The 25,772-nt window shown below is 66.6% G+C and carries 22 protein-coding genes; 12 read left to right on the forward strand and 10 right to left on the reverse strand.

All coding sequences use genetic code 11. The annotated features are described in order from the left end of the window. Positions 1-438: 438 nt before the first annotated feature. Complete coding sequence (locus ACVKN3_RS18980) at positions 439-843, reverse strand: DUF721 domain-containing protein (RefSeq protein WP_285403494.1); 405 nt, start codon at positions 841-843, stop codon at positions 439-441. An 84-nt stretch (positions 844-927) separates the two neighbouring features. On the opposite strand from ACVKN3_RS18980, the gene ACVKN3_RS18985 reads away from it, so the two are divergent. Next, a complete protein-coding gene (locus ACVKN3_RS18985) occupies positions 928-1,860 on the forward strand; it encodes a M23 family metallopeptidase (RefSeq protein ID WP_354515578.1) in 933 nt (310 codons plus the stop codon). 133 nt (positions 1,861-1,993) lie between these two features. Next, complete coding sequence (gene secA / locus ACVKN3_RS18990; protein WP_354515576.1) at positions 1,994-4,717, forward strand: preprotein translocase subunit SecA; 2,724 nt, start codon at positions 1,994-1,996, stop codon at positions 4,715-4,717. A 73-nt stretch (positions 4,718-4,790) separates the two neighbouring features. Here the strand turns inward: secA and ACVKN3_RS18995 are convergent, their stop codons facing one another. The 7 genes from ACVKN3_RS18995 to ACVKN3_RS19025 all read right to left on the reverse strand — a co-directional run bounded on the left by ACVKN3_RS18995 (position 4,791) and on the right by ACVKN3_RS19025 (position 12,608). Beyond that, complete coding sequence (locus ACVKN3_RS18995; protein ID WP_285403500.1) at positions 4,791-5,642, reverse strand: symmetrical bis(5'-nucleosyl)-tetraphosphatase; 852 nt, start codon at positions 5,640-5,642, stop codon at positions 4,791-4,793. 63 nt (positions 5,643-5,705) lie between these two features. Beyond that, entirely contained in the window at positions 5,706-6,089 is a 384-nt protein-coding gene (gene apaG / locus ACVKN3_RS19000) for a Co2+/Mg2+ efflux protein ApaG (protein ID WP_036137640.1), read from the reverse strand. A 52-nt stretch (positions 6,090-6,141) separates the two neighbouring features. Beyond that, positions 6,142-6,921 carry a 16S rRNA (adenine(1518)-N(6)/adenine(1519)-N(6))-dimethyltransferase RsmA gene (gene rsmA, locus ACVKN3_RS19005; RefSeq protein WP_285403504.1) on the reverse strand — a complete coding sequence of 260 codons (780 nt, stop codon included), beginning with the start codon at positions 6,919-6,921 and terminating at the stop codon, positions 6,142-6,144. Then, entirely contained in the window at positions 6,918-7,913 is a 996-nt protein-coding gene (gene pdxA, locus ACVKN3_RS19010; RefSeq protein WP_354515573.1) for a 4-hydroxythreonine-4-phosphate dehydrogenase PdxA, read from the reverse strand. The genes rsmA and pdxA overlap by 4 nt, the downstream gene beginning before the upstream one ends. Positions 7,914-7,920: 7 nt before the next feature. Next, positions 7,921-9,297, reverse strand: a complete 1,377-nt coding sequence (locus ACVKN3_RS19015; protein ID WP_354515571.1) for a peptidylprolyl isomerase — start codon at positions 9,295-9,297, stop codon at positions 7,921-7,923. Positions 9,298-9,327: 30 nt separating this feature from the next. After that, complete coding sequence (locus ACVKN3_RS19020) at positions 9,328-11,898, reverse strand: LPS-assembly protein LptD (RefSeq protein WP_354515569.1); 2,571 nt, start codon at positions 11,896-11,898, stop codon at positions 9,328-9,330. A gap of 149 nt (positions 11,899-12,047) precedes the next feature. Beyond that, positions 12,048-12,608: a cob(I)yrinic acid a,c-diamide adenosyltransferase gene (locus ACVKN3_RS19025; protein WP_354515567.1), complete on the reverse strand. Its 561-nt coding sequence runs from the start codon at positions 12,606-12,608 to the stop codon at positions 12,048-12,050. Positions 12,609-12,692: 84 nt separating this feature from the next. On the opposite strand from ACVKN3_RS19025, the gene ubiH reads away from it, so the two are divergent. The 3 genes from ubiH (at position 12,693) to ACVKN3_RS19040 (ending at position 15,974) form a co-directional block, all read left to right on the forward strand. Further along, complete coding sequence (gene ubiH / locus ACVKN3_RS19030) at positions 12,693-13,904, forward strand: 2-octaprenyl-6-methoxyphenyl hydroxylase (protein WP_354515566.1); 1,212 nt, start codon at positions 12,693-12,695, stop codon at positions 13,902-13,904. Next, positions 13,901-15,112, forward strand: a complete 1,212-nt coding sequence (locus tag ACVKN3_RS19035) for a UbiH/UbiF/VisC/COQ6 family ubiquinone biosynthesis hydroxylase (RefSeq protein WP_354515564.1) — start codon at positions 13,901-13,903, stop codon at positions 15,110-15,112. Before ubiH ends, ACVKN3_RS19035 begins: the two co-directional genes overlap by 4 nt. Before the next feature lie 64 nt (positions 15,113-15,176). Then, positions 15,177-15,974, forward strand: a complete 798-nt coding sequence (locus ACVKN3_RS19040; RefSeq protein WP_354515562.1) for a dienelactone hydrolase family protein — start codon at positions 15,177-15,179, stop codon at positions 15,972-15,974. Positions 15,975-15,992: 18 nt separating this feature from the next. Here the strand turns inward: ACVKN3_RS19040 and ACVKN3_RS19045 are convergent, their stop codons facing one another. After that, a complete protein-coding gene (locus ACVKN3_RS19045) occupies positions 15,993-16,991 on the reverse strand; it encodes a polyprenyl synthetase family protein (protein ID WP_285403526.1) in 999 nt (332 codons plus the stop codon). 130 nt (positions 16,992-17,121) lie between these two features. On the opposite strand from ACVKN3_RS19045, the gene ACVKN3_RS19050 reads away from it, so the two are divergent. From ACVKN3_RS19050 to ssb, 6 genes are all read left to right on the forward strand, one after another. Further along, a complete protein-coding gene (locus ACVKN3_RS19050) occupies positions 17,122-18,324 on the forward strand; it encodes an MFS transporter (RefSeq protein WP_354515560.1) in 1,203 nt (400 codons plus the stop codon). Between the two features lie 141 nt (positions 18,325-18,465). Continuing rightward, positions 18,466-19,020 carry a fimbrial protein gene (locus tag ACVKN3_RS19055; RefSeq protein WP_354515558.1) on the forward strand — a complete coding sequence of 185 codons (555 nt, stop codon included), beginning with the start codon at positions 18,466-18,468 and terminating at the stop codon, positions 19,018-19,020. Positions 19,021-19,049: 29 nt separating this feature from the next. Further along, complete coding sequence (locus tag ACVKN3_RS19060) at positions 19,050-19,778, forward strand: fimbrial biogenesis chaperone (RefSeq protein WP_354515556.1); 729 nt, start codon at positions 19,050-19,052, stop codon at positions 19,776-19,778. A 16-nt stretch (positions 19,779-19,794) separates the two neighbouring features. Then, on the forward strand, positions 19,795-22,236 hold the full coding sequence (locus tag ACVKN3_RS19065) for a fimbria/pilus outer membrane usher protein (protein WP_354515554.1): 2,442 nt from the start codon (positions 19,795-19,797) through the stop codon (positions 22,234-22,236). Next, complete coding sequence (locus ACVKN3_RS19070) at positions 22,233-22,760, forward strand: fimbrial protein (RefSeq protein ID WP_354515552.1); 528 nt, start codon at positions 22,233-22,235, stop codon at positions 22,758-22,760. The genes ACVKN3_RS19065 and ACVKN3_RS19070 overlap by 4 nt, the downstream gene beginning before the upstream one ends. A 112-nt stretch (positions 22,761-22,872) precedes the next feature. After that, a complete protein-coding gene (gene ssb / locus ACVKN3_RS19075; RefSeq protein WP_285403532.1) occupies positions 22,873-23,484 on the forward strand; it encodes a single-stranded DNA-binding protein in 612 nt (203 codons plus the stop codon). 114 nt (positions 23,485-23,598) lie between these two features. Here ssb and ACVKN3_RS19080 read toward each other — a convergent pair whose 3' ends face one another. After that, a complete protein-coding gene (locus ACVKN3_RS19080; RefSeq protein ID WP_354515550.1) occupies positions 23,599-24,729 on the reverse strand; it encodes an aminotransferase class I/II-fold pyridoxal phosphate-dependent enzyme in 1,131 nt (376 codons plus the stop codon). 120 nt (positions 24,730-24,849) lie between these two features. Here ACVKN3_RS19080 and ACVKN3_RS19085 point away from each other — a divergent pair, with 120 nt between their 5' ends. After that, positions 24,850-25,728, forward strand: a complete 879-nt coding sequence (locus tag ACVKN3_RS19085; protein ID WP_354515548.1) for an EamA family transporter — start codon at positions 24,850-24,852, stop codon at positions 25,726-25,728. Positions 25,729-25,772 lie beyond the last annotated feature (44 nt).

The raw sequence follows: 25,772 nt of genomic DNA on the forward strand, positions 1-25,772 counted from the left end.
ACGGAAAAGGCCCGAAGGGGGCCGGCCAGGACGGCCGGCCGTTTCCGCTGAGCCATGGATGGCGAATCGGAAACCCCCGTTCGGAGCCCGACCCGGGCCCGAAGGGCAATAGATATACGGCCGCGCCAGCGGCCCTTCCCTAGCGGGTCGCCGCAGGCGTGGCCCCGAGGGTGGCACCCGCCGGCTCTCATTCCCAGGCCCCACAGCCCCAGGCCCAGCACGATGCCAGAGGCGCGCCAGTTTTGTACCTACAAGAACCGACCGCTATCTACAATAAGTCACCACCGCGACTTGGCCCTATGGTTCCGATAGCCTTAGGAGGATGTGAATCAGGCGTGCACCTCAGGTGCTCCGTTTGTGAATGCATGCTATAAAGTTCGCCACTTCCCGGGTGCGGTACGACTTACGCATTCGCAATGGTGAACGGTAAGTGCTTGATTAATCTTCGTTGTCTGCCTGGAGAGCCAGGTAGAGGAAGAGATCACGCAGGGTGGGATCGGACAACGAGGCCGCGGCGGACCGGAGATGGCGGGCCGCACCGGCGGAAAGCGGCCTGTGCCGGTCGGGAATGACCTCAACAGGCGGCAGGGGTGCCACTTTCACGGCGACCGAGTAGGCCTTCGCGCCCATGGCGCGGGCGGCTTCGAGGATCTGCGTCTGGTAAAGACGTACCCGCGATGCCCAGGCCGACGACGGCGCGAGGAAGACGAGTCGGCCATCGCGCAGGTCCGCGAAGCGGATGTGGTCGCGCATGGGCGAGGGCAGGGTCGCGCGGAGCTGGCGGTCCAGTTGGTCGAGTTCGCGCGCCTTGGCGGCGAGCGACGCGACGGGTCCCACGTCCACGATGGATTTCAGTCCACGAGTGGCATGGCGGGACGGCTTGGACGGCGGTGGCATGGGCCGGATGGACTTTTCGATGTGGAACGTATGCAGATCATACTCGTGTCACGCGGTCAGAAAGGACCGAAAACGCTGGACCTCTCTTGCCGGCGCTTGCGCTGCAAGATGGCCGCTTTCGCCCTGGCCGGTGTGCTGGGCATTGCCTGCGTCGGTGCGGTCGTTGCCCTTGCCGTGGCCAGCCCCCGCGGCCGTGCCCTCGGTCATATCCAGGGTCTTCAGCAGCAGGTGGGCGACCAGGATGCCCAGGTGGCACAGATCCGGCGGGACGCCCAGCGAGACCTCGACGCCCTGGCCGTGAAGCTGGGCCAGTTGCAGGCCCAATCCATTCGCCTGAACGCGCTGGGCGAGCGCCTGACTCAGGTGGGCAAGCTCGACGCCGGCGAGTTCGACTTCGACGAGGTGCCGGGGCAGGGCGGCCCGGAACCGACCGCCGGTGGCGACGCCTACACCTTGCCGGGTTCACTGGATCGCGGCATCGACCGATTATCGGGCCAGTTCGATACCCAGCAGGTCCAGCTCGAGGCCCTGAGTGACATGCTCATGGATCGCCGGATCGAGTCCAGCCTGCGGCCGACGGGCATGCCGGTGAACGGCTACATCTCCTCCTACTTTGGCGGTCGTCCCGATCCTTTCAGCGGGCACAGTGCCCGGCACACGGGCATCGACATCGCCGCCCCGACGGGTACGCCGGTGACGGCGGTTGCCGAAGGCATGGTCACCTTTGCCGGTCAGCGCAGCGGCTATGGCGATGTCGTCGAAATCGACCACGGCAATGGGTACATGACCCGCTACGCCCACAACAGCGCCATCGTCGCCACCCCCGGCGAGCGGGTCAGGGTGGGCGACGTGATCGCCAAGGCCGGTTCCACGGGCCGTTCCACCGGGTCCCACGTCCATTTCGAGGTCTGGTACCACGATCAGGTGGTCAATCCGCTGGCCTTCGTCCGCAGCCACCGCTGACCCGGCCTTGAATCCGTGGCGGCATGCCGCCACCCCGAGGAAAGCCAGGGGCGGGCGTAGTATGATCGTCCCTTCGTGCCGCTCGGCTTCAGGCCTTCCGGCGCCCTTTTTTCGTTTCAGATCCGGATGATCGATGTTCAATCGTGCACTGACGAGTATTTTCGGCAGCCGTAACGAGCGTGTGCTGCGCGACCTCTCCAAGACGGTCAAGCGCATCAACGCCCTGGAGCCCGAATTCGAAACGCTTTCCGACGATGCGCTGCGCGGGAAGACCGAGGAGTTCCGCGGCAGGCTGGCAGCGGGCGAGGCGCTCGACAAGCTGCTGCCCGAAGCCTTCGCGGTCACCCGCGAGGCGGCCAAGCGCGTGCTCGGCATGCGCCACTACGACGTCCAGATGATCGGCGGCATGGTGCTGCACTCGGGCCGCATCGCCGAGATGCGCACGGGCGAGGGCAAGACCCTGGTCGGTACGCTGCCGGTGTACCTGAATGCGCTGGAAGGCAAGGGCGTTCACGTGGTCACGGTGAACGACTACCTGGCGCGTCGCGACTCAGCCCAGATGGGCCGGCTGTACAACTTCCTCGGCCTCACGGTCGGCGTCGTGTATCCGGGCATGGACCACGCGGACAAGCGCGAGGCCTATCAGTCGGACATCACCTACGGCACCAACAACGAGTTCGGCTTCGACTACCTGCGCGACAACATGGCGCTCAGCAAGGAGCAGCGCAACCAGCGCGGCCTGCATTACGCCATCGTCGACGAAGTGGACTCGATCCTCATCGACGAAGCCCGCACCCCGCTGATCATCTCGGGCCCGGCCGAAGATTCCCCGCAGCTGTACATCGCGGTGAACAAGATCGTCCCCCGCCTCATCCGGCAGGAGAAGGAAGACGCCCCGGGCGACTACCTGGTCGACGAGAAGCAGAAGCAGGTGCACATGTCCGAAGAGGGCATGGAGCACGCCGAGCAGCTGTTGCGCGAGGCCGGCGTCATCGAGCCCGACAGCGGTCTCTACGATTCGAAGAACCTGGCGGTGGTCCACCACCTCAATGCCGCGCTGCGCGCCAACGGCATCTACCAGCGTGACGTGGACTACATCGTGCGCGACGGCGAGGTCATCATCGTCGATGAGTTCACCGGTCGTACCCTGGCGGGTCGCCGCTGGTCCGACGGCCTGCACCAGGCGGTCGAGGCCAAGGAAGGCGTGCCCATCCAGCGCGAGAACCAGACCCTGGCGACGGTGACGTTCCAGAACCTGTTCCGCATGTACAAGAAGCTGGCCGGCATGACCGGCACGGCCGACACGGAAGCCTACGAATTCCAGACCGTCTACGGCCTGGAAGTCGTGGTCATCCCGACGCACAAGCCGATGGTGCGTGTCGACAACCCGGATTCCGTGTTCCTGGGGCCGGATGCCAAATACAAATCGGTGATCGCCGACATCAAGGCCTGCCACGAACGCGGCCAGCCCGTGCTGGTCGGTACCGCCTCGATCGACGTGTCCGAGCTGGTTTCCGGCCTGCTTCGGCAGGAAGGCATCGCGCACGAGGTGCTCAACGCCAAGCAGCACGAGCGCGAGGCGCACATCGTCGCGCAGGCCGGTGCGCCGGGCGCGGTCACCATCGCCACCAACATGGCCGGTCGCGGTACCGACATCGTGCTGGGCGGCAGCCTCGACGCGGCGCTGGCCACCTTGCCCGAAGACGCCTCCGACGCCGAGCGCAAGCAGGTGCGCGAGGACTGGAAAAAGCGCCACGACCAGGTGCTGGCTTCCGGTGGTCTGCACATCATCGGTACCGAGCGCCACGAATCCCGTCGTATCGACAACCAGCTGCGTGGCCGTTCGGGCCGCCAGGGCGATCCGGGCTCGTCCCGCTTCTACCTGTCGCTGCAGGACAACCTGATGCGCATCTTCGGCGGCGAGCGCATCGGCCGCTGGATGCAGATGTTCGGCATGAAGGAAGACGAGGCACTGGAGGATCGACTGATCTCCCGCCAGATCGAGAAAGTGCAGCGCAAGGTCGAGCAGCACAACTTCGATATCCGCAAGAATCTGCTGGACTTCGACGATGTCGCCAACGACCAGCGCAAGGTGATCTACGCGCAGCGTGACGAACTGCTCGAAACCGACGACATCTCCGACATGATCGGCGACATCCGCCAGGATGTCGTGGTCGCCCTGGTGCGTCGCTTCGTGCCGGCGGACAGCATCGACGACCAGTGGGACCTCGCTGGCCTCGATCGCGAGCTGGCGAGCGAACTCAACCTGCGCATCGACCTTCCGCAGTGGGTCGAGGCACAGAAGGAAGTGGACGCGGAAGGCATCCTCGAGCACGTGCGCGAAGCGGTGGACGCCCTGTTCGCCGAGAAGGAAGCCCAGATCGGCGCGGAGACCATGCGCTCGCTCGAGAAGCACGTCATGCTCTCGGTGGTCGACAACGCCTGGAAGGAGCACCTCGCCAGCATGGACTACCTGCGCCAGGGCATCTATCTGCGCGGGTATGCGCAGAAGCAGCCGAAGCAGGAGTTCAAGCGCGAGTCGTTCGAGCTCTTCTCCGAAATGCTCGACCGCATCAAGGGCGAAGTGGTGCAGATGCTCGCGCGTATCCGCGTCCGCAGCGAAGACGAAGTGCTGGCGATGGAAGCGGAGCAGCAGCGTGCGGCCGACGGCCAGTCGCTGCAGTTCCAGCATGCGGACGCGCAGGCCGCGGGTTTGCCCCAGGGCAATGCGCCGGCGGAGGCCGCCGCGCCGATCATGCCTTCCGTCGTCAACGACGGCCCGAAGGTCGGCCGTAACGATCCCTGTCCTTGTGGCTCGGGTAAGAAGTACAAGCACTGCCACGGCCAGCTCACCTGACGCACGGTGAGCCTGCCCGTAAAAACAAACCCGCCGACAGGCGGGTTTGTTTTTTGCAGTCAGTCGATATCGGTCAGTCGCCGCCGCCCTTGGGCTTCTGCCGATGCGGCTCGGCATTCACGGTGATGTATTCCGGTTCCTCGGTGTCCAGGCGCAGGGCGGTGAGCTGTCCACCCCAGACGCAGCCGGTGTCGATCGCATAGACGCCCAGGCCGGCGAACCGTCCCAGCGCGGACCAGTGACCGCAGACGATGCGGGTTTCGCGGCGACGCATGCCCGGCACTTCGAACCAGGGATACATGCCCGGCTTCTGTGTGCCCGGGGTGCCCTTGCCTTCGAAGTCGATCCGACCGGTGACGTCGCAATAGCGCATGCGGGTCAGCGTATTGATGGTGGCGCGGTGGCGCTCCACACCCTGCAGGCGGTTGTTCCAGCCGGGCGGACGATTGCCGAACAGGTTTTTCAGCAGCCGCTGGTGACGCGGGCCGCCAAGCTCGCGCTCGACGTCCAGGGCAGCGCGCTGGGCCTGGCGCAGCGTCCACATGGGCGCCATGCCCGCGTGGATCATGGTCCAGCCCAGGGTCTCGTCGTGGTGCAGCAGCTTCTGCATGCGCAGCCACTCGAGCAGCACCGGGGCATCGTCGGCGAACAGCACTTCGCGCAGCTCGGGGTTGACCCGTTGCTGTGCATCCTCGCGACGCTGGCCGATGGCGAGCAGTGAGAGATCGTGGTTGCCCAGCGTGATAATGGTGCTGTCGCGCAGCGAGTGGATCAGCCGCAGCGTGGCCAGCGACTCACCGCCGCGGTTGACCAGGTCCCCGCAGAACCAGAGTTTGTCGTTCGACGGGTCGAAACGAAGCTTCTCCAGCAGGCGCTGGAGTTCGGGGTAGCAACCCTGGACATCGCCGATCGCGTAGACGGCCATCAGTCCTGTCGCTCCGTCGCGCCGTTGTCGGCGCGGGCATGCACACTATCCATGGCTTCGATCCTAGTGGAGCGTGCGTGGGATCGAAAGCACGAAGGGCGCGATCGGGGCATCGAAGTGCGTGCCGTCGTCCGCCACCATGCGGTAGCTGCCTTCCATTGTGCCGACCGAGGTCTCCAAGACGGCGCCGGAGGTGTATTCGAAGGATTCGCCGGGGCGCATCCACGGCTGCTCGCCGACCACGCCGTCGCCGCGCACTTCCTCGACCTTGCCGTTCGCATCGGTGATCACCCAGTGCCGTGTCAGCAGCTGTGCACCGGACTCGCCCGCGTTACGCAGCGTGATCGTGTAGGCGAACACGTAGCGGTTGTCCTTGGGCTGCGACTGGTCGGGAACGAAGCGGGTTTCGACCTCCACGTCGATCGTGTAGGGCTGTTTAGAGTTCATGGAGGGATTGTCGGGGACGGGAAGGGGGTGGGCAAGTATGCCCTGAACGCGCTCAGCTCGCGTTTGCGAGCTTCACGAAGTCCATCGGCGCCAGCGTTTCGGCGCGTGCACGCGGATCGATGCCGAGTTCACGGATCGTCGACTCGTCCACGATGCCCTTTAGCGTGTTGGAAAGCGTCTTGCGTCGCATCGCGAATGCGGCCTTCACGACCGCGTGAATGCGTGCCGGATCGCCCGTGGGCAACGCCTCGGGAGGGAGCGGTACCAGCCGGACCACGGCGGAGTCGACCTTCGGCGGCGGCCGGAATGCGCCCGGCGGCACCGTGAAGAGCGGCGTCACCTTGCAGGCCAACTGCAGCATGACACTGAGGCGCCCGTAGACCTTGCTGCCCGGCTCGGCGGCCATGCGGTCGACGACCTCCTTCTGCAGCATGAAGTGCATATCCTGGATGGCGGAGGCGTGGGCCACGCAGTGGAACAGGATCGGGCTGGAGATGTAGTACGGCAAGTTGCCGGCAATGCGCAGGCGCTCCGCGCCAAGTTCATGGGCCAGCGCCGTGAAATCGACCTTGAGCACGTCCGAGTGCACGATGCGTAGTTCGCCTATGGCGGCCGCGCGCGCCTGCAGGCCGGGAATGAGGTCGGTATCCAGCTCGATCGCCGTCATGCGCTTTGCCACGGCCAGCAGGGGCATCGTCATGGCGCCTTCGCCCGGTCCGATTTCGACCACGGTGTCGCCGTCCTTGGGTGCGACGGACGAGACGATGCGATCGATATAGCGCTTATCGTGCAGGAAGTGCTGGCCGAAACTCTTCTTGGGGCGTGCGTTCATGGCGTGGCCCGGTGGCGGGCGAGGTCGATGGCGAGGCGGGTGGCGGCGAACAGGCTGGCCGGATCCGCGCGGCCGGTGCCCGCGAGGTCCAGCGCCGTGCCGTGGTCTACCGAGGTACGGATGTAAGGCAGCCCCAGCGTCACGTTGACGGTGCGGTCGAAGGCTTCACTCTTGAGCACGGGCAGGGCCTGGTCGTGATACATCGCCAGCACGGCGTCGTAGTGCTGGCGCATGGCGGGAACGAAGGCCGTGTCGGCCGGCAGCGGGCCGAGCAGGATCATGCCTTCGCCGCGCAGTCGATCCAGCAACGGGATGATGGTGTCCAACTCTTCCCGGCCCATATGGCCGCCCTCGCCCGCGTGCGGATTGAGGCCGAGCACAGCGATGCGCGGATGGGTCAGGCGGAAATCCTGCACCAGTGCACGCGCCACGATGCGCAGCGTGCGTTCAATACGCGTCGCGGTGACCGCCGCGGGCACGGCGGACAGGGGCAGGTGAGTCGTGACCAGGGTGACGCGCAGTTCGGGGCTGGCCAGCATCATCACCACGTCGACGCCCGCGCGTTCGGCGAAGAACTCCGTATGGCCGCTGAAGGCGATGCCGCTCTCGTTGATGCTGGATTTCTGCACGGGGCCGGTGACCACGGCATCGAACTCTCCCATGGCACACCCGTCGGCGGCGGCGGCCAACATGTCCAGCACGTGACGCGCGTTGCGTGGGTCGGGATGGCCCCAGGTCTCCACGGTGCCTAACGGCACGTGTTGCACGCGGATGTGCCCGGCCGCCCGGCTGCCGATGCGCTGGCCGGTATCGTCGTCGATATGGAGGGTGACGCCAGCGGCGGCGGCCGCGCGGCCCAGTAACTGCCGGTCGGTGATAGCGACCAGGTCGGCCTGGAGATCGCTGGCAGCCAGGCGGGCAACCAGCTCCGGTCCCACCCCGGCAGGCTCGCCGGCGGTGACGGCGAGCCGTGGCAGGGTGGTCGCGGTCATGTCGGTGTTACGGCGTGGAGGCCGTGCTTGCCGGCTTGTCGTTCGGATCTTTCAGCTCAGGCACGCGGATATCCACAAAGGACGTGGAACGCAGCTCACGGAGGTAGTTCTCGTAGGCTTCGTCGGCCTTGCGGTTGCCGATGGCCTGGCGGGCCTGGTCGCGCTGCAGCTGGTCGGTCAGGTCGCTCTGGCGCGAGCCCAGACGCTGCAGGACGATCCAGCCGGCATCCGTCTGGATGGGGTGCGAGACCTCGTTGTCCTTCAGCTGCTCGACCTGGGTGGCGATGGCCTGGCCCCAGGCATCCTTGGCGAACCAGCCCATGTCGCCGCCGTTGTTCGCCGTGGTGTTGTCTTTGGACTCATCCTTGGCGAGCTTGGCGAAATCTTCTTTCTTGTCGACGATGCGCGTGTACAGGTCCTGCGCCTTCTTCTCGGCCTGCTCCGGCGTGACCAGCTCGGACGGCTTGATGAGGATCTGACGGGCGTGATACTCGGTGACGATCTGACGGCCCGGCGCGCGCGTGTCGACCAGCTTCAGGATGTGGAAGCCGGTGGGACCGCGCAGGGCGGCGGTGGTCTCGCCCGGCTTGAGGGTGGCGACAGCGTCCGCGAAGGCGGGCGGCACTTCGTCCAGGCGGCGCCAGCCCAGGTCGCCGCCGTCCAGCGCGTCGGGCGCGTCGGAGAAGCGGATGGCCGCGGCGTTGAAGTCCATGCCGCCCTTGATCGCCTTGATCGCCTCGGCGGCCTTGACTTCCGCCTGCGCGATGTCGGCGGCACCGCCATTGGCGGGGGTGCTGATGGCGATGTGCGCGAGGTGGACCTCGCCGGCCTTGTAGCTCGGGCTGGCCAGCAGGTTGTTGACCTCGGCGTCGGTGACGGTGACCTGGTCGCGCACCACGCTCTCGTGCAGCTTCTGGGCGATGATCTGGTCGGACAGCTGCTGGCGGAACGCCGCGTAGCTGTAGCCGTCCTGCTCCACCGCCGCACGCAGCTGATCGAGGCTCATCTTGTTCTGCTGGGCCACATTGGTGGCCGCCTGGTCGATGTCCTGGTCGGACACATGGATGTTCTGGTCGTTGGCGCGCTGGACCTGCAGCTTCATCAGGATGAGGCGGTCGAGCACCTGGCGGGCCAGGACGTCCTTCGGCGGCAGCTGGCCCGGATTCGAGGCGTACTGGCGGACGATGGCGTTGATGGCCTCGTCCAGCTCGCTCTGCAGGATGACGTCTTCCTCGACCACCGCGACGATGCGGTCGATCGAACCGTTGCCGGCGGTCGCGCCCGACGCCGTCGGCTGGGCCGAAGGCATCAACTGGGCATGGGCCGGGGGCATCGCCACCAGGAGGGAGGCGGCGAGCAGGGAGTACGAGAGGATCTGCTTCATCGAATAGGGAGCCCGGGGCACCTGCCCCACTTATTGATAGCCAAGGATAGCACGGCGCAGGTAGGCGCCCGATTGCGGGTTGAGCGAGCCCAAGCCCTTGAATTCCACCTCGAACATCACCGCGTTGTCCGTCTCGCGCAGGTAGTCGTGTACGTAGTGGCGACCGAGCACGCGGAAGGCGACGCAGCAGCTGTCGTACTCGATACCCACCGCGGCTTCCAGGGTCCGGTGCGAGTAGTCGAAGGTGGTAAACGGGAGGCCGCCGTTGAAGGTGACCGGCACGATGTCCCGGCGGGCATAGACCCAGCGGGCCAGCGCGCGCCAGCGCTCCGACACAGGAAAGACCACGGATGTGTCGAATTGTTCCATGACGCCGCGGCGGTACCGGTAGGAGAAGTTGACGATGCCGTCGCCCTTGATACGGCGCTGGACCATGACCGTCGCCAGGTCGGTGTTGCGCCCGGAGTTGTAGATCATGTTCTGGTCGTTGACGTAGGTACTGGGCTGCTTGTTCGGGTTCCACTGGTAGGAGCTGTTCAGGCGCCACTTGTCGTTGAACTGAACGCCCAGCTGGGCGACGTAGTCGGACCGGCTGAAGTCGGTCGGCGCGACGCCCGGCATCTGCACCTTCTGGTCGCTGAAATACTTGATCTGGCCGATGCTGGCCGACAGGCGCTCGACGCCGGTGTCGTCGAGCAGGCGTGTGGTCAGCGCGGCGGTCAGGTTGTTCGCATCCATCTGGCGATCGGCGCCAGAGAAGCGATTGGTGGTGAACAGCTGCCAGAAATCGAACGACATCGAGTTGGTGTCGAACGTGGGCAGGTTCGATTGGTTGCGGTATGGCACGTAGAGGTAATACAGGCGCGGCTCGAGCGTCTGCGTGTAGCTGGTGCCGAACAGGCTCGTCTGCCGGTCGAAGATCAGGCCGGCGTCGAGGCTGCTGATCGGCACCGAGCGCGACGGGCTCTGTTGCGCGAAATGGTAGTACTGGTAGTCCGAATCCAGACGGTAATCGGTGTAGCGATACTCGACGCGCGGCCGGATGAACCAGGAGGCACCCGAGAAATCGGCGGCCAGATAAGGAGCAAGGTCGAGCCGGTTGCCGTCCACCTGGCCCAGGGCACTCGCGTTCGACGGATCGAACGACGCCTTGTCGATCTTGCGGAACGCGACCGCTTCCGAATCGATGCCAACATCCAGCCAGTTGGTGAGCGGCGCCTGCACGCCGAACGTCGCACGCGGCCAGCGGCGATACGGCACTACCGAGTTCGGCAGCCCGGCGTCCACGTTCTGGTAATCGTCCGCACCCAGCGAAGCGCTCCAGTACTTGCCGCCCTTGTAGACATAGACGCTCGAGCTCAGGATGCCGACGGCCGACTGATAGAGGTCGTTGCTGAAGTCGCGGAAGTACTGGTTGTCGGACGCATGGTTGATGTTGGCGAGAAGACTGAAGCCGGCGCCGAGGTTGGTCGAGTTGGTGATCTGGACCAGGTAGCGCTGCTTGGAGCCGTCACGATCGCTGGTGCCGCTCTCGTCCTGGTCCGGGCCCTTGTCGTGCGCCATGTATTGCAGGTCGAACGTGCCGTTGGAGCGCGGCAGCAGGTAGCGGAACTCCGTGCCCAGGAGAAAGCCACGGTCGCTGTAGTAGCCCGGCGTGATCGTCGCATCGTAGTTGGGTGCGATGTTCCAGTAGTACGGCAGGTTGAGGTACATGCCCGAACGGCTGGACGAGCCGAAGGTCGGGTACAGGAACCCGCTCTTGCGGCGGTCGTCCAGCGGGAAGGTGAAGTACGGCAGATAGGCGACGGGCACGTTCATGACGCGCATCGTGGCGCTGCGTGCCTCGCCGACGCCGGTTTCCTTGTTCAGGTTGATCGTCTTGGCGCGGAACTCCCACTTGCGGGAGCCGATATCGCAGGTGGAGTAGGACGCCATCTGGAAGCGACCGTGCTGCGGATCGATGATCTTCGCGTGGTCGGCCACGCCGTTGCCACGCGACTGCAGCAACTGGTAACGCACGTTGTAGGCGTCGCCGTCGTTGGGTGTGGTGGTACCCGTCATGCGGTCGGCGGAGACCAGCATGCCGGCCTCCTGGTACTTCACGTTGCCCTTGGCGTCGTAGGCCGTGGAATCCGAGTTATAGGTGACGTCGTTGGCGCGCAGCACCTGGTCGGCGCGCTCCAGGCGAACGCCGCCGGTCATGTGATAGAGGTTGGGCTCGGGGCTTTCGACCTTGACCCCGCTGGCGTTGCCGTCGTCGATGCCCGAATGGACGTCGGTCACGGCCGTGTCGCGCAGCGTGCTGTCCTTGGTGACGCCAGGCTCGTAGAAGTCGAGCATGGCATTCGGGCGGCACAGCGCGTAGCTGATCGGTCGCGGTGGGCAGATGAACGAGCCCAGCGGGCAGGTCTCCGCGGGTGCCATGGCGGCGGTCGGCGTGGCCGACACCGACGCGACAGGTACGGTGGACGCTACGGCACGCGTCTCACCCTGGGTCGGGGCGCTCTGGGCCTGCGCCTGCCAGGCAGGAGCCGAGACGATGAGGGCGACGGCGGTCGCCAGCAGGCGGCGTTTAGGCAGGATGCTGATGCGTGACGTCACGGGCGGGGTCTTATCCGGGTTACGAAAGGCGGCCAACTTAGCAGAATCCCCTATGCGGCGGCACGATGGCACGTCACCCATGAGCATGAACCCCATCCTGAGGCGCGGCGTCGATCGCCGCTCCGGCCTCGCGAGCTTACACCGCCGGCTCAGCCACGCGGGCGGCGCACGTGTTGCCAGAGCACCTCGCCATGCCCGCTGCGCCGTGCCAGTACCCGGGCCAGGACGAAAAGAAGGTCGGAGAGCCGGTTCAGGTAGCGCTGGGCCTCGGGCCGGATGGCCTCTTCCCGGGACAGGGCCACGACGTCGCGTTCGGCCCGCCGGCAGACGGTCCGGGCGACGTGGCAGGTGGCCGCCGCCATGCCGCCACCGGGCAGGATGAAATCCTTCAGTGCCGGCAGGTCGGCGTTGAAGCCGTCGAGGACGGTTTCCAGGCGGTCGATGTCCGCGGCCTGGATCATCGCCATGCCGGGGATGCACAGCTCGCCGCCCAGATCGAACAGCTCGTGCTGGATCTGGACCAGCGCCTCGCGGACATCGTCGTCCACGCCATCGGCCGCCAGCGTCAGGCCGATCGTGCTGTTGAGCTCGTCCACGGTGCCGTAGGCGGTTACCCGCAGGGAATCCTTGCCGGTACGGCTGCCGTCGCCAAGGCCGGTGCTGCCGTCGTCGCCGGTGCGGGTGTAGATCTTGGAGAGTCGATTGGCCATAGGCGCATTCTAGCCAGCGTGGCGACGCCTGCGGCAGGGGGCCGCAACCCCGGCGTATTCACGCGGCGGCGGTATGATTCCGTCATGAGCCCAACACCCGAACCCATCCTCATCGTCGGCGGCGGCCTGGTCGGTGCCAGCCTCGCCATCGCGCTGGACGCGGCCGGCGTGCCCGCCGTGCTGGTCGAGGCGGCCGCCCCCACCGTCGGGCAGCAGCCCAGCTACGACGAGCGCAACCTCGCCCTGGCGCGCGCCACGGTGAACGGCCTGCGTGCCATTGGCGTATGGGCGTTCGCGGAGCATCGCGCCACGCCGATCACGCATATCCATACCAGCCGGTCCGGGGACTTCGGCAGTGTCCGCATGACCGCCGCCGACGAAGGCGTCGACGCGCTCGGCTGGACCCTGCCCGCGCGGGAACTGGGTGCGGCCCTCCTGGCCCGCCTCGACCAGTGTCGGCATCTGACCCGGATGGCCCCTGGACGGGTGGAGCGGATTCGTTACGAAGGTCACGGCTGGGCGGTGGACGTGGCGACGGAGGGCGGCGTCCGCACCCTGCAAACCTCGTTGCTGGTCGGCGCGGACGGCACGCAGTCCGGGGTGCGTTCACAGCTGGGTATCGCCACCCACGCGTACGACTACGACCAGGCGCTCTTCGTCAGTACCTTTACGCCAGAGCGCGACCCGGCTGGGCGGGCCTTCGAGCGGTTCACCGATGCCGGACCGGTGGCGGTGTTGCCACTGGCGGATCGACGCATCGGGGTGGTCCTGACCGTCACCGCGGACCAGGCCGACGCGGTGGCCGCCATGGACGATGCCGCCTTCTGCGCGCTGGCGCAGGAGCGGTTCGGTTGGCGACTGGGGCGATTGACGCGTCCCGGCAAACGGTCGCCGTATCCCATCCGTCGCGTGGCCGCCGCCGCAGTCACTTCCGACCGTGCGGTGCTGGTCGGTAATGCCGCGCAGACGGTGCATCCCATCGGCGCACAGGGGTTCAACCTGGGCCTGCGCGATGCGCTGACCCTCGCCGAACTCGTGGCCGTGGCCGACGACCCGGGCGCGCCGTCGCTCCTTGCCGAGTACGCAAACCGTCGGGCGCCGGACCGGGACGGCACGATGGCGATGAGCCACGGCCTGGTCCGCCTGGCCTGCCTCGACCAGCCCCTGCTGGGTCCGTTGCGTTCGCTGGCCATGCTGGCGCTGGATCGCGTGCCGCCGTTGCGCCATGCGCTCGGCCGTCGCGGCATGGGCTTTCGGGCGAACGCCCCGTTCGCCGTGCGCGAGCCGACACCATGAGCGACCTCGGCCTGACCCCTTCGTCGCGTCGCCGCGCCGGTCCGCTCGACGTGGCGGTCGTCGGCGGTGGCATGGTCGGTGCCGCCGCGGCGCTGGCCCTGGCCCGGGCGGGCTTCGCGGTCGCGCTCGTCGACGCGCGCGAACCGGCGGCCTGGCGTGTGGAGGACGAGCTCGACCTGCGCGTGGTGGGTCTCGCCCCGTCGTCGGTGCGGCTGCTGGACGCGTTGGGCGCCTGGGCGGCCATTCGCGACGCGCGTGCCTCCGGCTACGAACATATGGCGGTCTGGGACGCCGAGACCGGCGCCTCGCTGCGGTTCGACGCCGCGGACGAGGGGCGCGACGTGCTCGGCTACATCGTCGAGAACACCCTGGTGCAATGGGTTCTGTGGCGTGCCCTGGCGGACGCCGGGGTCCAGTGCATGGTGCCTGCGACTGTGGTCGGTTACGCCGAGCGCGAGGATCGCGCTCAACTCGAGCTGGACGATGGCCGGCTCATCGCGGCACGAATGATCGTGGCCGCCGACGGCGCCGACTCGCCGCTGCGCGCCATGGCGGGTATCGACACCCACGGGCACGATTACGCACAGCGTGGCGTGGTGGCGCACGTCGCCACGGCGCATCCCCACGAGCGCACGGCCTGGCAACGTTTCCTTCCCTCCGGCCCCCTCGCCCTGCTGCCGCTGGGTGACGGTCGCAGTTCCCTTGTCTGGACACTGCCCGATGCCGAGGCCGATCGGGTCATGGGCCTGGACGACGATGCTTTCCGCGACGCGCTCGGCGTGGCCAGCGACTTCCGTCTCGGTCCGATCATGTGGGTTGGCCGTCGCGCTGCGTTTCCGCTGCGCCTGCGCCTGGCCGACCGCTACCAGTCCGGCCGGATGGTGCTGCTCGGCGACGCGGCGCACGCGGTGCACCCGCTGGCCGGGCAGGGGGTGAATCTGGGCCTGCGCGATGTCGAGGCCTTGCGCGACACGCTGGTGTCCGCGCGCGACGCCGGGCGCGACATCGGCGCGCCGCACGTGTTGCGGCGCTACGCACGCCGTCGTAGCAGTGCCAACGGCATCGACGCCTGGTCGTTCGATGCCCTCGGACGGGTTTACGGCTGGACATCGCCCCCGCTGGTCGCGGCTCGTGGCCTTGGCATGCGCCTGGTGAACGCACTGGCGCCGCTCAAGCGTCCGCTGGCCAGGCACGCGGCGGGTCGCTGACCGGACGACTGGCCGTGACGCCCCCGGGGCGCCTATGCTGGGTGCTTTCCGGGGAGTCACGCCGATGCGCCGCACGCTGCTAGCCTTGTCCTTGCTGGTTCTGGGTTCCATGGTTGCCGCATCCGCGGCGATGGTCGCGCGGCCGGTCCAGTGGACCGACCACGGCGTGACCTTCAAGAGTGTCCTCGTCTACGACGACGCGGTGACCGGCAAGCGTCCCGGCCTGGTCATGGTGCCGAACTGGTTCGGTGTCAACGACCGGGCCGTGGCCAAGGCCAAGGACATCGCGGGCAAGGATTACGTCATCCTCCTGACCGACATGTACGGCGGCGATGTCCGCCCCACGTCGGAGGCGGAGGCCGGTGCCGCGGTGAAGCCGTTGTACGCCGACCGCGCGATCATGCGACAACGTGTGACGCGCGCCTTGGATGAACTCAAGGCCCAGGAAAAGAACGCCCCAATCGACCCGATGCGCCTGGCCGCCATCGGCTTCTGCTTCGGTGGCTCAGCCGTCCTCGATCTTTCGCGTACGGGTGCCGACCTGGCCGCGGTAGTGAGCTTCCACGGCCTGCTCTCCACCGACGATCCGAAGCTCGCCTCGCAGATTCATGCGCGCGTGCTGGCGCTCAACGGCGCGGACGATTCCAATGTGCCGCCGGAGCAGCGCGCTGCGTTCGAGGCGGAGATGCGCGGGGGCAAGGTGGACTGGGCATCGACGGATTTTGGTGGCGCCGTGCACTGCTTTACGGAGAAAGAGGCTACCTCGCAGACCGGCAATTGCCGTTACGACGACAAGGTGGCCAAGCGTGCTTACGCCGCCATGCGGGCGTGGCTGAGCGAGTCGTTCGCCACACGGAAATAAGCCGTCGCAAGCGGCCCGTCAGAAGCGGCGTTCGACCGAGTAATCGGCGAGCGCCGCCAGCGCATCGCGGTAAGGTGACGCCGGCAGTGCAGAAAGCGCTTCGCGCGCCGCCGTGGCATGGGTCACCGCCTTCTCGTGTGTGCGCTCGATCGCGCCCGAGTCCCGGATGGCCGACACGATGCGGTCGAGCGAATCCAGGCCGCCGTGCTCGATGACGTGACGGAACGACTTAAGCTGGTCGTCATCGGCCACCTGCATGGCATAGATCAGGGGCAGGGTGGGCTTGCCCTCGGCGAGATCGTCGCCGATGTTCTTGCCCAGCGTTTCCGTGTCGGAGACATAGTCGAGCAGGTCGTCTGCGATCTGGAAGGCATAGCCCAACTCCAGCCCATAGCGCCGCAGCGCCGCCACCTGCGCCTCGGGCAAGCCGCCCAGCACGCCGCCGAGTTCGGTTGCGGCCGCGAACAGCACGGCGGTCTTCCGCTCGATGACGGCGAGGTAGGCGCTCTCGTCCACGTCCGCGTTGCCGATGTTAAGAAGCTGCAGCACCTCGCCCTCGGCGATGGTGTTGGTGGTGTCGGCCAGGATGCGCATGATCCGCATGTCGTCCAGCTCGACCATCAGCTGGAACGAGCGCGAATAGAGGAAATCGCCCACCAGGACACTGGCCGCGTTGCCCCACAGCGCGTTTGCCGTCTTGCGTCCGCGCCGCATGTCCGACTCGTCGACGACGTCGTCGTGCAGGAGCGTGGAGGTGTGGATGAATTCGACGATGGCCGCCAGCTTGGCGTGTTGCTCGCCCGTATAACCCGCCGCACGGGCCGCAAGAACGTGGAGCATCGGCCGAAGGCGCTTGCCGCCACCCGCGATGATGTGGTCAGCGATCGCGTTGATCAGGACCACATCCGACGATAGCCGCTGGCGGATCAGCGCATCGACGTCCTTCATGTCGTCGGCAGCCAGCGCACGTACGCCGGCGAAGTCGAGGGAGGTCGAGCGGGATGCTATGGAGTCCATCTATACGGGTCGCGTGCGGCAAATCAGCCCACAGTATAGGGTCTGATACGTGCTTTCGCCGTGGATTCGGACAGGGCCCGTATAATCGTCGGTCGACGCCCCCCGTGGGCGATTCGCCCGGACCCTGTCGGTGAGCAAACTCAGTTCCCTGGAGCGGCGTAGCGCACTGACGCTGGCAGGCGTGATCAGTCTGCGCCTGTTCGGGCTTTTCCTCATCCTGCCGGTGTTTTCCGTGTATGCGCGGACCCTCCCGGGTGCCACGCCGTGGCTGATCGGGCTCGCCCTGGGCGTCTATGGCATAGGACAGATGTGCCTGCAGATCCCCCTGGGGCTGCTGTCGGACCGGATCGGCCGTAAACCGGCCATTACGCTGGGCCTGATCGTCTTCGCGCTCGGCGGCGCCGTCGCCGCGCTCTCGCATACCTTGACCGGTATCGTGCTCGGGCGAGCCCTGCAGGGTATGGGGGCGGTTGCCGGTGCCGGAACGGCGCTGGCGGCCGACCTCACCTGTGAGGCGAACCGCGGCAAGGTGATGGGCATCATCGGCGTGAGCATCGGCATGTCCTTCCTGCTGGCGCTCGTGCTGGGTCCGCCGCTCGAGGCGATCGCCGGTCTTCCGGGGCTGTTCGGCCTGACGTCGCTGCTGGCGGTCGCCGCCATCGTCATGCTCTGGTGGCAGGTGCCCACACCGACGTGTCAGGCCATGCCGATGAAGGTGACCTGCCGCACGCTGACCGCGATGTTTGTGGACACACGCATGCTCGTACTGAACGGCTCGGTCTTCTTCCTGCATGCCTTGCTGACCGCGTCCTTCGTCGGTCTGCCACTGCTCCTCACCGACGTGCTGCACCTGCCCGTGGCGCATCACTGGATGCTCTACCTGCCCGTGCTGACCCTGGCCGCGGTGGCCATGGGAGCGCTGCTGCCGCGGATGCGTGACATCGAGCGTGCGACGCGTGTGATCGTCGGCTGCGTCTTCGTACTCGGCCTGTCGCTGGCCGGCATGGCTTGGGGCGGCAACCACCTAGTCGTCCTTGGGGTGGCAGCCACGTTCTTCTTCGCCGCCTTCAACCTGCTGGAAGCCGCCATGCCCAGCCTGGTGTCCCGCCTCGCACCGGCCGCATTGCGCGGCGCGGCCATGGGTGCGTACTCCACCTCGCAGTTCTTCGGTGCGTTCGTCGGCGGCGCGCTGGGTGGGCTGGCACTCGGCAGGCTCGGTCTTTACGGTGTGTTCGGTGGCGCAGCGGCGTTGACCCTACTCTGGTTGCCGCTCGTGGTGTACGGGACGCGGCGTATCGCGGGCATACCTGGCATGGCGGACGAGCCCGCCTGACACCTGGCCGCATTCGGCTGTCATCCCTTTTTCAGAAAAGCCATATCGATTGACGCAGGAACGTGCGGTCAGACTTGGCCTGCGCGTCATTTTCCTTTCGCCATGCCGCGCATCCTTCTCTCATTTAAGAGGTTGCCGTCCATGTACAGGAAAACCGCTTGTTCGACGTTCGTCGCATCGCTGGCGCTCGTCGCGTCCCTGCCCGCGCTGGCGCAAAACGACGGCACCCTTCAGATCACCGGACGCATCGAAGCCACCACCTGCAAGGTGGAAAACATCACGCCCGGCACGGGAGCGGCCAGGAAGGTCGTGGCCCTCGACCGCATCAGTGCGGCAAGCCTTGCCACAGTCAACCAGACCGCGGGCGATCGCGGCTTCGTCATTCTGGTGGGCGGCAACGACGAATGCGTGGATGGCCTGAAGGCCAAGGTGCGGTTCGATCCGGCCAGCCCCTTGCTCGATCCCGTCAGCGGCCATCTCAAGGTGGAGCCGGCGGCGGATGCGGCATCCAACGTGCAAGTCGACATCGCCGACAGCACGGGCAAGTCGATCAACCTCTACACACAGGATTCCCCGAGCGTGGAGATCAAGGAGCACAAGGCGTCCATTCCTCTGATCGCGCGTTACATCAGTCTCGGCGGTGCCACGGCGGGCTCGGCCAACTCGAGTGTCGGCTTCCAGATCGTTTACGACTGATGTCGCCGACCCTGCGTACAGGAGTTCCCATGCGTCTTATTCCATTGATTGTCGCCGCCAGCCTGTTCTCGCCCGGTCTGGATGCTGCCGTGGTCATCAGCGGCACGCGCATCGTCTTCCCCGCTCAACAGCACGATGTGGCCGTCCGTATCCAGAACAAGGGTGAAGAAGCGGCGCTCGTGCAGGCGTGGATCGACGACGGCGACGAAGCGTCGACGCCGCAGAGTGCAAGGAGCCCATTCGTCATGACGCCGCCCGTGTTTCGTATCGATCCGGGCCAGGGCCATACGCTGCGTATCGTGCACGCCGGCGATACGCTCCCTACGGACCACGAGAAGCTTTACTGGCTCAATGTCCTGGAAATCCCACCGAGAGCCGAGGGCGCTACCGACCAGAACCTCCTGCAGTTCGCTTTCCGCCACCGGCTGAAACTCTTCCACCGGCCGGACGTCCTCGCCCTGCCTGTCGTGCGTGCGACGGAAAAACTGCAATGGTCGCTGGTGCGCGAGGCAGGTCGCCCTGCGGTGCAGGTGCACAACGCCTCGCCCTATGTCGTTTCATTTAACGACGTGTCGCTGCTCGCCGACGACGCGAAGGTCGGGTCCTGGTCGCTGGGCGGTGGCATGGTCGAACCCGGTGCGACAACGCGGTTTGCTTTGCCGGACACCGCGACGGCCGGGCACCACGCACGTGTGTCCTATGCGTCGATCAACGACTTCGGTGCCCTCGTCCCCGGGCAGGCCGACGTGACGCCATGAACAGGAACGGCATCCCATGGCGCGACGACGGCAACCGTGGCATGTCATCCGCCTGGTGGCGGGCATGCTTGCCATGCTGGCGCGATGGGCCCACGCCCAGGATGGTAAGGCGGTCGACTTCGATGCCAGCTTTCTGCCGGGCGGTTCGGCGATGACGGTCGATCTTTCGCGATTTCGGCATGGTAACGCCGTGCTTCCCGGCGTCTACGACGTCGATCTATGGTTGAACGACGAGTGGCAGGCACGTCGCTCCATGCGTTTCGTCGAGCGTGAACCAGGAAGCGATGCCGTTCCCTGTCTGGCGCGTGCCGAACTGGAGCGTGCCGGTCTGGCGGCAACGAGTATTCCGGGTGACGACGATCCCTGCGCGCCGCTGGGCCATCGCATCCCGGGCGCGCGTACCCATCTGGACGTTGCCGAGCAGCGCCTCGACGTCGAGATTCCGCAGGCCCTGCTGGTGCGTCGGCGGCGTGGCGTCCCACCGCGCCATCAGTGGGGTCAGGGTATCGCTGCCGGGTTACTGGGCTGGCGTCTCAACATGCAGGACGCATCCTCCCGGGGAAGGCACCGGCGCTCGCTGTTCATGGCTGACGATGCCGGGGTCAACATGGGGTCATGGCGGTTACGGCACTCGGGCGCGGTGACAGGTCGACGCTATCGATCGTCGCAGACGTTCCTCCAGCATCCCCTCGAGGCGATGGAAGCATCGTGGCGCGTGGGCGATCTCTCGCTTGCCGGCGATCTGTTCGAGCCACTCCGGGGCAAGGGGATCCAGCTGGCCAGCGATGCCCGGATGAGCCCACGCGGCAGCATCGGCTACACGCCCGTGGTACGTGGCGTCGCCTCCAGTCGCGCGCGCATACGCATTTCCCAGGGAGGGGCCCTCCTGAGGGAGTTATCCGTGCCCGCGGGCCCCTTCGTACTCGACGATCTTCCCGCGTCCGCGCAGGGTGGCGACCTGGTCGTCGACATCGAGGAGGAGCGGGGTGGCCGCCGCCAGATGCGTGTGCCCTATTCGCCCATGCCGGAACTGCTGTCCGAAAGCGAGCATCGTTTCGCGGTAGCCGTCGGCCGTTCGCCATTGGCAGGTCGACGTGACGCGCCATTGGTCCAGGCGCTCTGGCGGCAGGGCCTTTCGCACGGTGTAACGCTGTACGCGGGTCATCGCCGCGTGCGCGACAGCCGCTGGCTGGCTGCAGGTGCGGCCATCGATACACGCCATGGTGGTTTCTCTCTGGACGGCACGCACGCCAGCCGCCGCCGAGGCCGCCCCGGCGAATCCCGCTGGCGCGGTCGCTACGGCGTACGCTGGCGTGACGACAGCCTGCTCTCTGTCGGCGTCACGCATGGCAGCACGCATGGCGGTTCGCATCGTGGCGTGCCTATACGGCCCATAGCGCGGATGTCCCGTTTGCGACGGGCGAGGGAGCAGCGCGTCGACACGCTTTATCAACGGTCGCTCGGGGCAAACGGCGGTGCTCTAGGTGTCGGCCTGTCACACCTCTCACGATCGGGCGACGCTTCCGTCTCGGACCTCACGCTGACATGGAGTCGCCTGTGGGCCTCCGCCGCCCTCGACCTGTCGTTCCGCCGGCGTTATCGCCGGGGCGCCTTGGGCGGCGGACCCTCGGGTGCCACGGAAGGTCAGGTCTCCGTATCGGTGCCATTGGGAGGGCGCGCTGGCGTTACCCAGGCAAGATTCGCCTGGCGTCCCGACGAACGGGGCGGTGAGTGGCAGGCCGGCGTAACGGGAGCTACCCAGGAACATCGTGGATGGGCCTACGCCGCGTCGATGGCTACCGGTCGTGCTCCGGGCGGGCGCTTCGATGCCTCGGCATCACGCGCGTCGGGCGGCGGGGACATCGGCTTCGCCATCAGCCGGTCGACCGGTGCATCGTCCACGTCGCTGTCCGCCTCGGGCGCAGCCATCGTCCATGCGGGAGGCATGACGCTCGCTCCTCACCTGGGCGAGGCGATGGGGCTGGTCCGTGCGCGGCATGCCACGGGGGCACGGCTGACCACATCGTCGCTCGGCCAAATCGATCGCCGTGGCTATGCCGTGCTTCCCGACCTGGCCCCCTACCGCTGGAATCACGTCGACATCGACCCGACAGGTCTGCCTCTGGGCATCACATTCGCCGCCACGCAGGCGCGGGTCGTGCCCACGGCCGGGGCGGTCGTCCTGTTGCCGTTCGACACGGAAGCCCATGCCACGGTCCTGATCGCCGGGCGCATGCGCGATGGCATGCCGCTGCCTTTCGGCGCCGAGGTGATCGATGGCCAGGGCCGCTCGATGGGCTTCGTCGGGCAGGGTGGCAGGGCGCTGGTCCGCTGGGATGAAAGCCCCTCGCCCATCACCGTCCGCTGGTCTGGTGCTGGCGCCGGTGGCTGCGTCCTGAGGATGAAGTCTGTCCGGCAGCAGGGCACGCTCGAACAGCACGAAGGAGATTGCCAATGATGACGGGGAACATCGACGCGACGCCCGGCCATCGTCGCCGTCTGACGCTTGCCTTGGCGGCGGCGCTGGTCTCGCCGACCGTGTGCGCTGACGACACGCTGGATTTCGAGGTCACGGGTGCCGTGACCCCGTCCTGTGTCCTCTCGAACGCCCGGCTCCGGATCGACCTGGGCAGTGTGACGATGGCCGACCTGGCCCAACCCGGGGCGACAAGTGCCTGGCGAGGCGGCTCTTTCATCGCGGTGGACTGCATCGGGGCCTCTCGGGCCACGGTCACCGTACGGGCGCCGCCCTATGCGCCCGACGCACGATTCCTCGCCGTCGTCGGCGGGGCGGGCGGCGTCGCCATCGAGCTGCGCACCGGCACGGGCGAGGCCGTCCTGCCCGATGGCACGACGGCGGTGGGGTTCGACTGGGGCCAGGGAGAGGCCAGGCTGGACTTCGAGGCCCGTTATGTGCGGGTTGGCCCACTGCAGGCGGGTGATGCCGGCGCCTCGGCCGTGGTCCAGATCAGATGGGAATGAGACTGGGACCACACAACGGCCCGGGGGAGGCCCGCCATCCAGCGTTTGCGGTCATGGCGGCCATCGCCCAAACTACCCGGTCGTCCTACGATACGAATTACGAGGGAAATCCATGGCACGCGGCATAAACAAGGTCATTATCGTCGGCAACCTCGGCGCGGACCCCGAGACCCGTTACACCGGCAGCGGCACGGCGATCACCAGCCTGCGCCTGGCCACCTCGGAGGCCTGGACCGACAAGCAGAGCGGTGAGAAGCAGGAGCGGACCGAGTGGCACCGCGTGAAGCTGTTCGGCAAGCTCGCCGAGATCGCCGGCGAATACCTCAAGAAGGGCCGTCAGGTCTACATCGAGGGCTCGCTGCGCACCGACAAGTACACCGACAAGGACGGTATCGAGCGGTACTCGACCGACATCATCGCCAACGAGATGCAGATGCTCGGTGGTCAGGGCGGTGGCGAAGGTGGCGGTGGCGGTAACTTCGCCGGTGGTCAGGGCGGCGGCGCACGCCAGCCGTCGCGCGGCAACTTCGGTGGTGGCGGTGCCGCTGCAGGCGGTGGCGGCGGCGGCCAGCAGCGTGGCGGCGGCAATTACGGCGGCGGCAGCGGTGGTCAGCAACGCGGCGGTGGTGACGACTACGGTCAGCCGCGCGGGGGCAATGCTCCTCCGCAACGCTCGGCACCCCCGGTCAACGAAGGCTTCGACGACGACGATATCCCGTTCTAAGCCTCACTGTCCCGTTCCGAGTGTGTCACGGGCGCCCTTGTGCAGGGGCGCCCGTTTTATTTGGGGTGCCTGCTTCGTCACGTGTCCCGCGTGAGCCCGGGACACGCACACGGGCTACATGCGGCCCACGTAACCAGATAGTACGTCAAGGCCCTCCGCGAGATCGGCGCGACCGAACCCGATGCGGAAGCGATCCGTCGGTGTGGGCGTCAAGGTCGACCGGTAGTGGGTTGCCGGCAGCAGCAGGACGCCGGCTTCTTCGACCAGCGATGCCGCAAATGCATCCACCCCCTCCGAGCCGAGATAGCGTGGATAGGCGATGCAGCCTCCGTCCGGTCGATACCACGCGAAGCGATCGCGCCATGTGGCGAAGAACGTGTCGAGCAAGGCCAGGTTCGCGTCCAGGAGACGACGCTGGCGTTCGAGGATGATGTTGCCGGCCTTGAGGGCGATGAGTGCGAGGTGTTCCGACGGGCGCGCATTGCAGATCGACGTGTAGTGCTTGTAACGCTCCATGCGCTGTAGCAGGGAACGGTCGGCACAGGCGATCCAGCCGATGCGAAGTCCTGGCAGGCCATAGGCTTTCGACATCACGCCGAGCGAGACGCCACGTTCGTACACGTCGGCGGCATGGGGCAGGTGCATGCTGCCACTGGCGCCCAGCCCCCGGTAGACCTCGTCGCTGAACAGCCAGATGCCATGTTGCCGGCAGAGCGCGACCAGGGCGTCGAAGCGTTCGCGCTCGAGGATCTTGCCGGTCGGGTTGTGGGGAAAGTTGATCGACACGAGCCGCGTGTTCGGCTGGATCGCTGCTGCAACGGCGTCGATGTCCAGCGACCAGTCGTCGTCGGGATCGAGGGCGATACCGGTAACCGCGCAAATCGCGGCAGGTACGGTTTCCGCGGACTGATAGTTGGGTGTGACGACGATGACATGGTCGCCAGGCTCCAGCAGCACGCGCATGGCGACATAGAGCCCTTCCTCGGCACCCGCGAAACAGAGCACATCGGCCGCCTGACGCTGCTCGTAGGTGGCGGCGATGGCATCGCGTAGCGCCGGTTCGCCGTAGGTCTGGGTGTAGCCAAGCGAAAGCGATTCGAAAGCGATGCGATCCGCTGGCTCGGCAAGTTCCAGCAAGGCCGACAACGTCATGCTCTGTGCGTCCGAAGCGGCCAGGTTATAGCGCGCACGGAATTCCCAGCGAGAAAAATAGGTTTCCAGGCGGAAGTCGGGGAGGGCGGTCATGTGAAATCTCCGTGCGGCGACGAACTATAGGGCCTGCGGGGCGAGTGCCTCCAGCTTACCCGCCGATGGACGGCCAAACGATCGATGGCACCCGTGCGCCCACCTCGCTAAAGTGGCCGTATGAATCCCCGCCCTGTCTCCCTCTGGCTGCCGGCACTCGCCGTGCTCGGTTCGGTTACGTCGTTGTGCGTCGGCACGTCGTTTGCGAAGAAGCTGTTTCCACTCATCGGCGCGGAAGGCACATCGGCCCTGCGGGTGGGTTTTTCCGCACTGGTACTCCTGGTGGTGTGGCGACCCTGGCGGTGGCCGCTGAACCGGCGCGATGCGGGCTTCGTGGTCCGTTACGGCCTGACGCTCGGTGTCATGAACCTGTTGTTCTACATGGCCCTGAAGACCATTCCCTTTGGTGTGGCCGTCGCCATCGAATTCAGCGGGCCGCTGGCGGTCGCCATGATCGGCTCGCGCCGTGCGGTGGATTTTGTCTGGCTTGCCTGCGCCGTGATCGGACTCGCCATGCTGTTGCCGCTGGGTGGGCGGGGTACCGTCGATACGACGGGCGTGATGTTCGCCCTGGGCGCGGCAGTGTGCTGGGGGCTGTATATCGTCTTCGGTAAACAGGCCGGGCACCTCCACGCCGGCCACTCTGTGTCGCTGGGATTGGTGGCGGCGAGTCTCGTTGTCGTGCCCTTTGGCGTGGTGCACGCCGGTGCGGCGTTGTTCGAGCCACGTGTGCTGCTCGCCGGTCTGGGCGTGGCAGTGGTGTCGAGCGCCATTCCCATGTCATTGGAGATGATGGCGTTGAAACGATTACCGAGTGAGACCTTCGGCATCATGGTCAGCCTGGAGCCTGCCGTGGCCTCCTTGCTGGCGATGCTGCTGCTCGGGGAGATACTCGCCCTGTCGCAATGGCTGGCCATCGGATGCATCGTGCTGGCGTCCATCGGCAGCACCATCACCGCGAGGCGCCCCGTGGCGGTGTCGCCTGAAGTCGTTGGCTGATGGCATCGGCTGATGACATGGGTTAATGATGTGGTGGCCGGGGC

Source organism: Luteibacter sp. PvP120, from assembly GCF_054055715.1.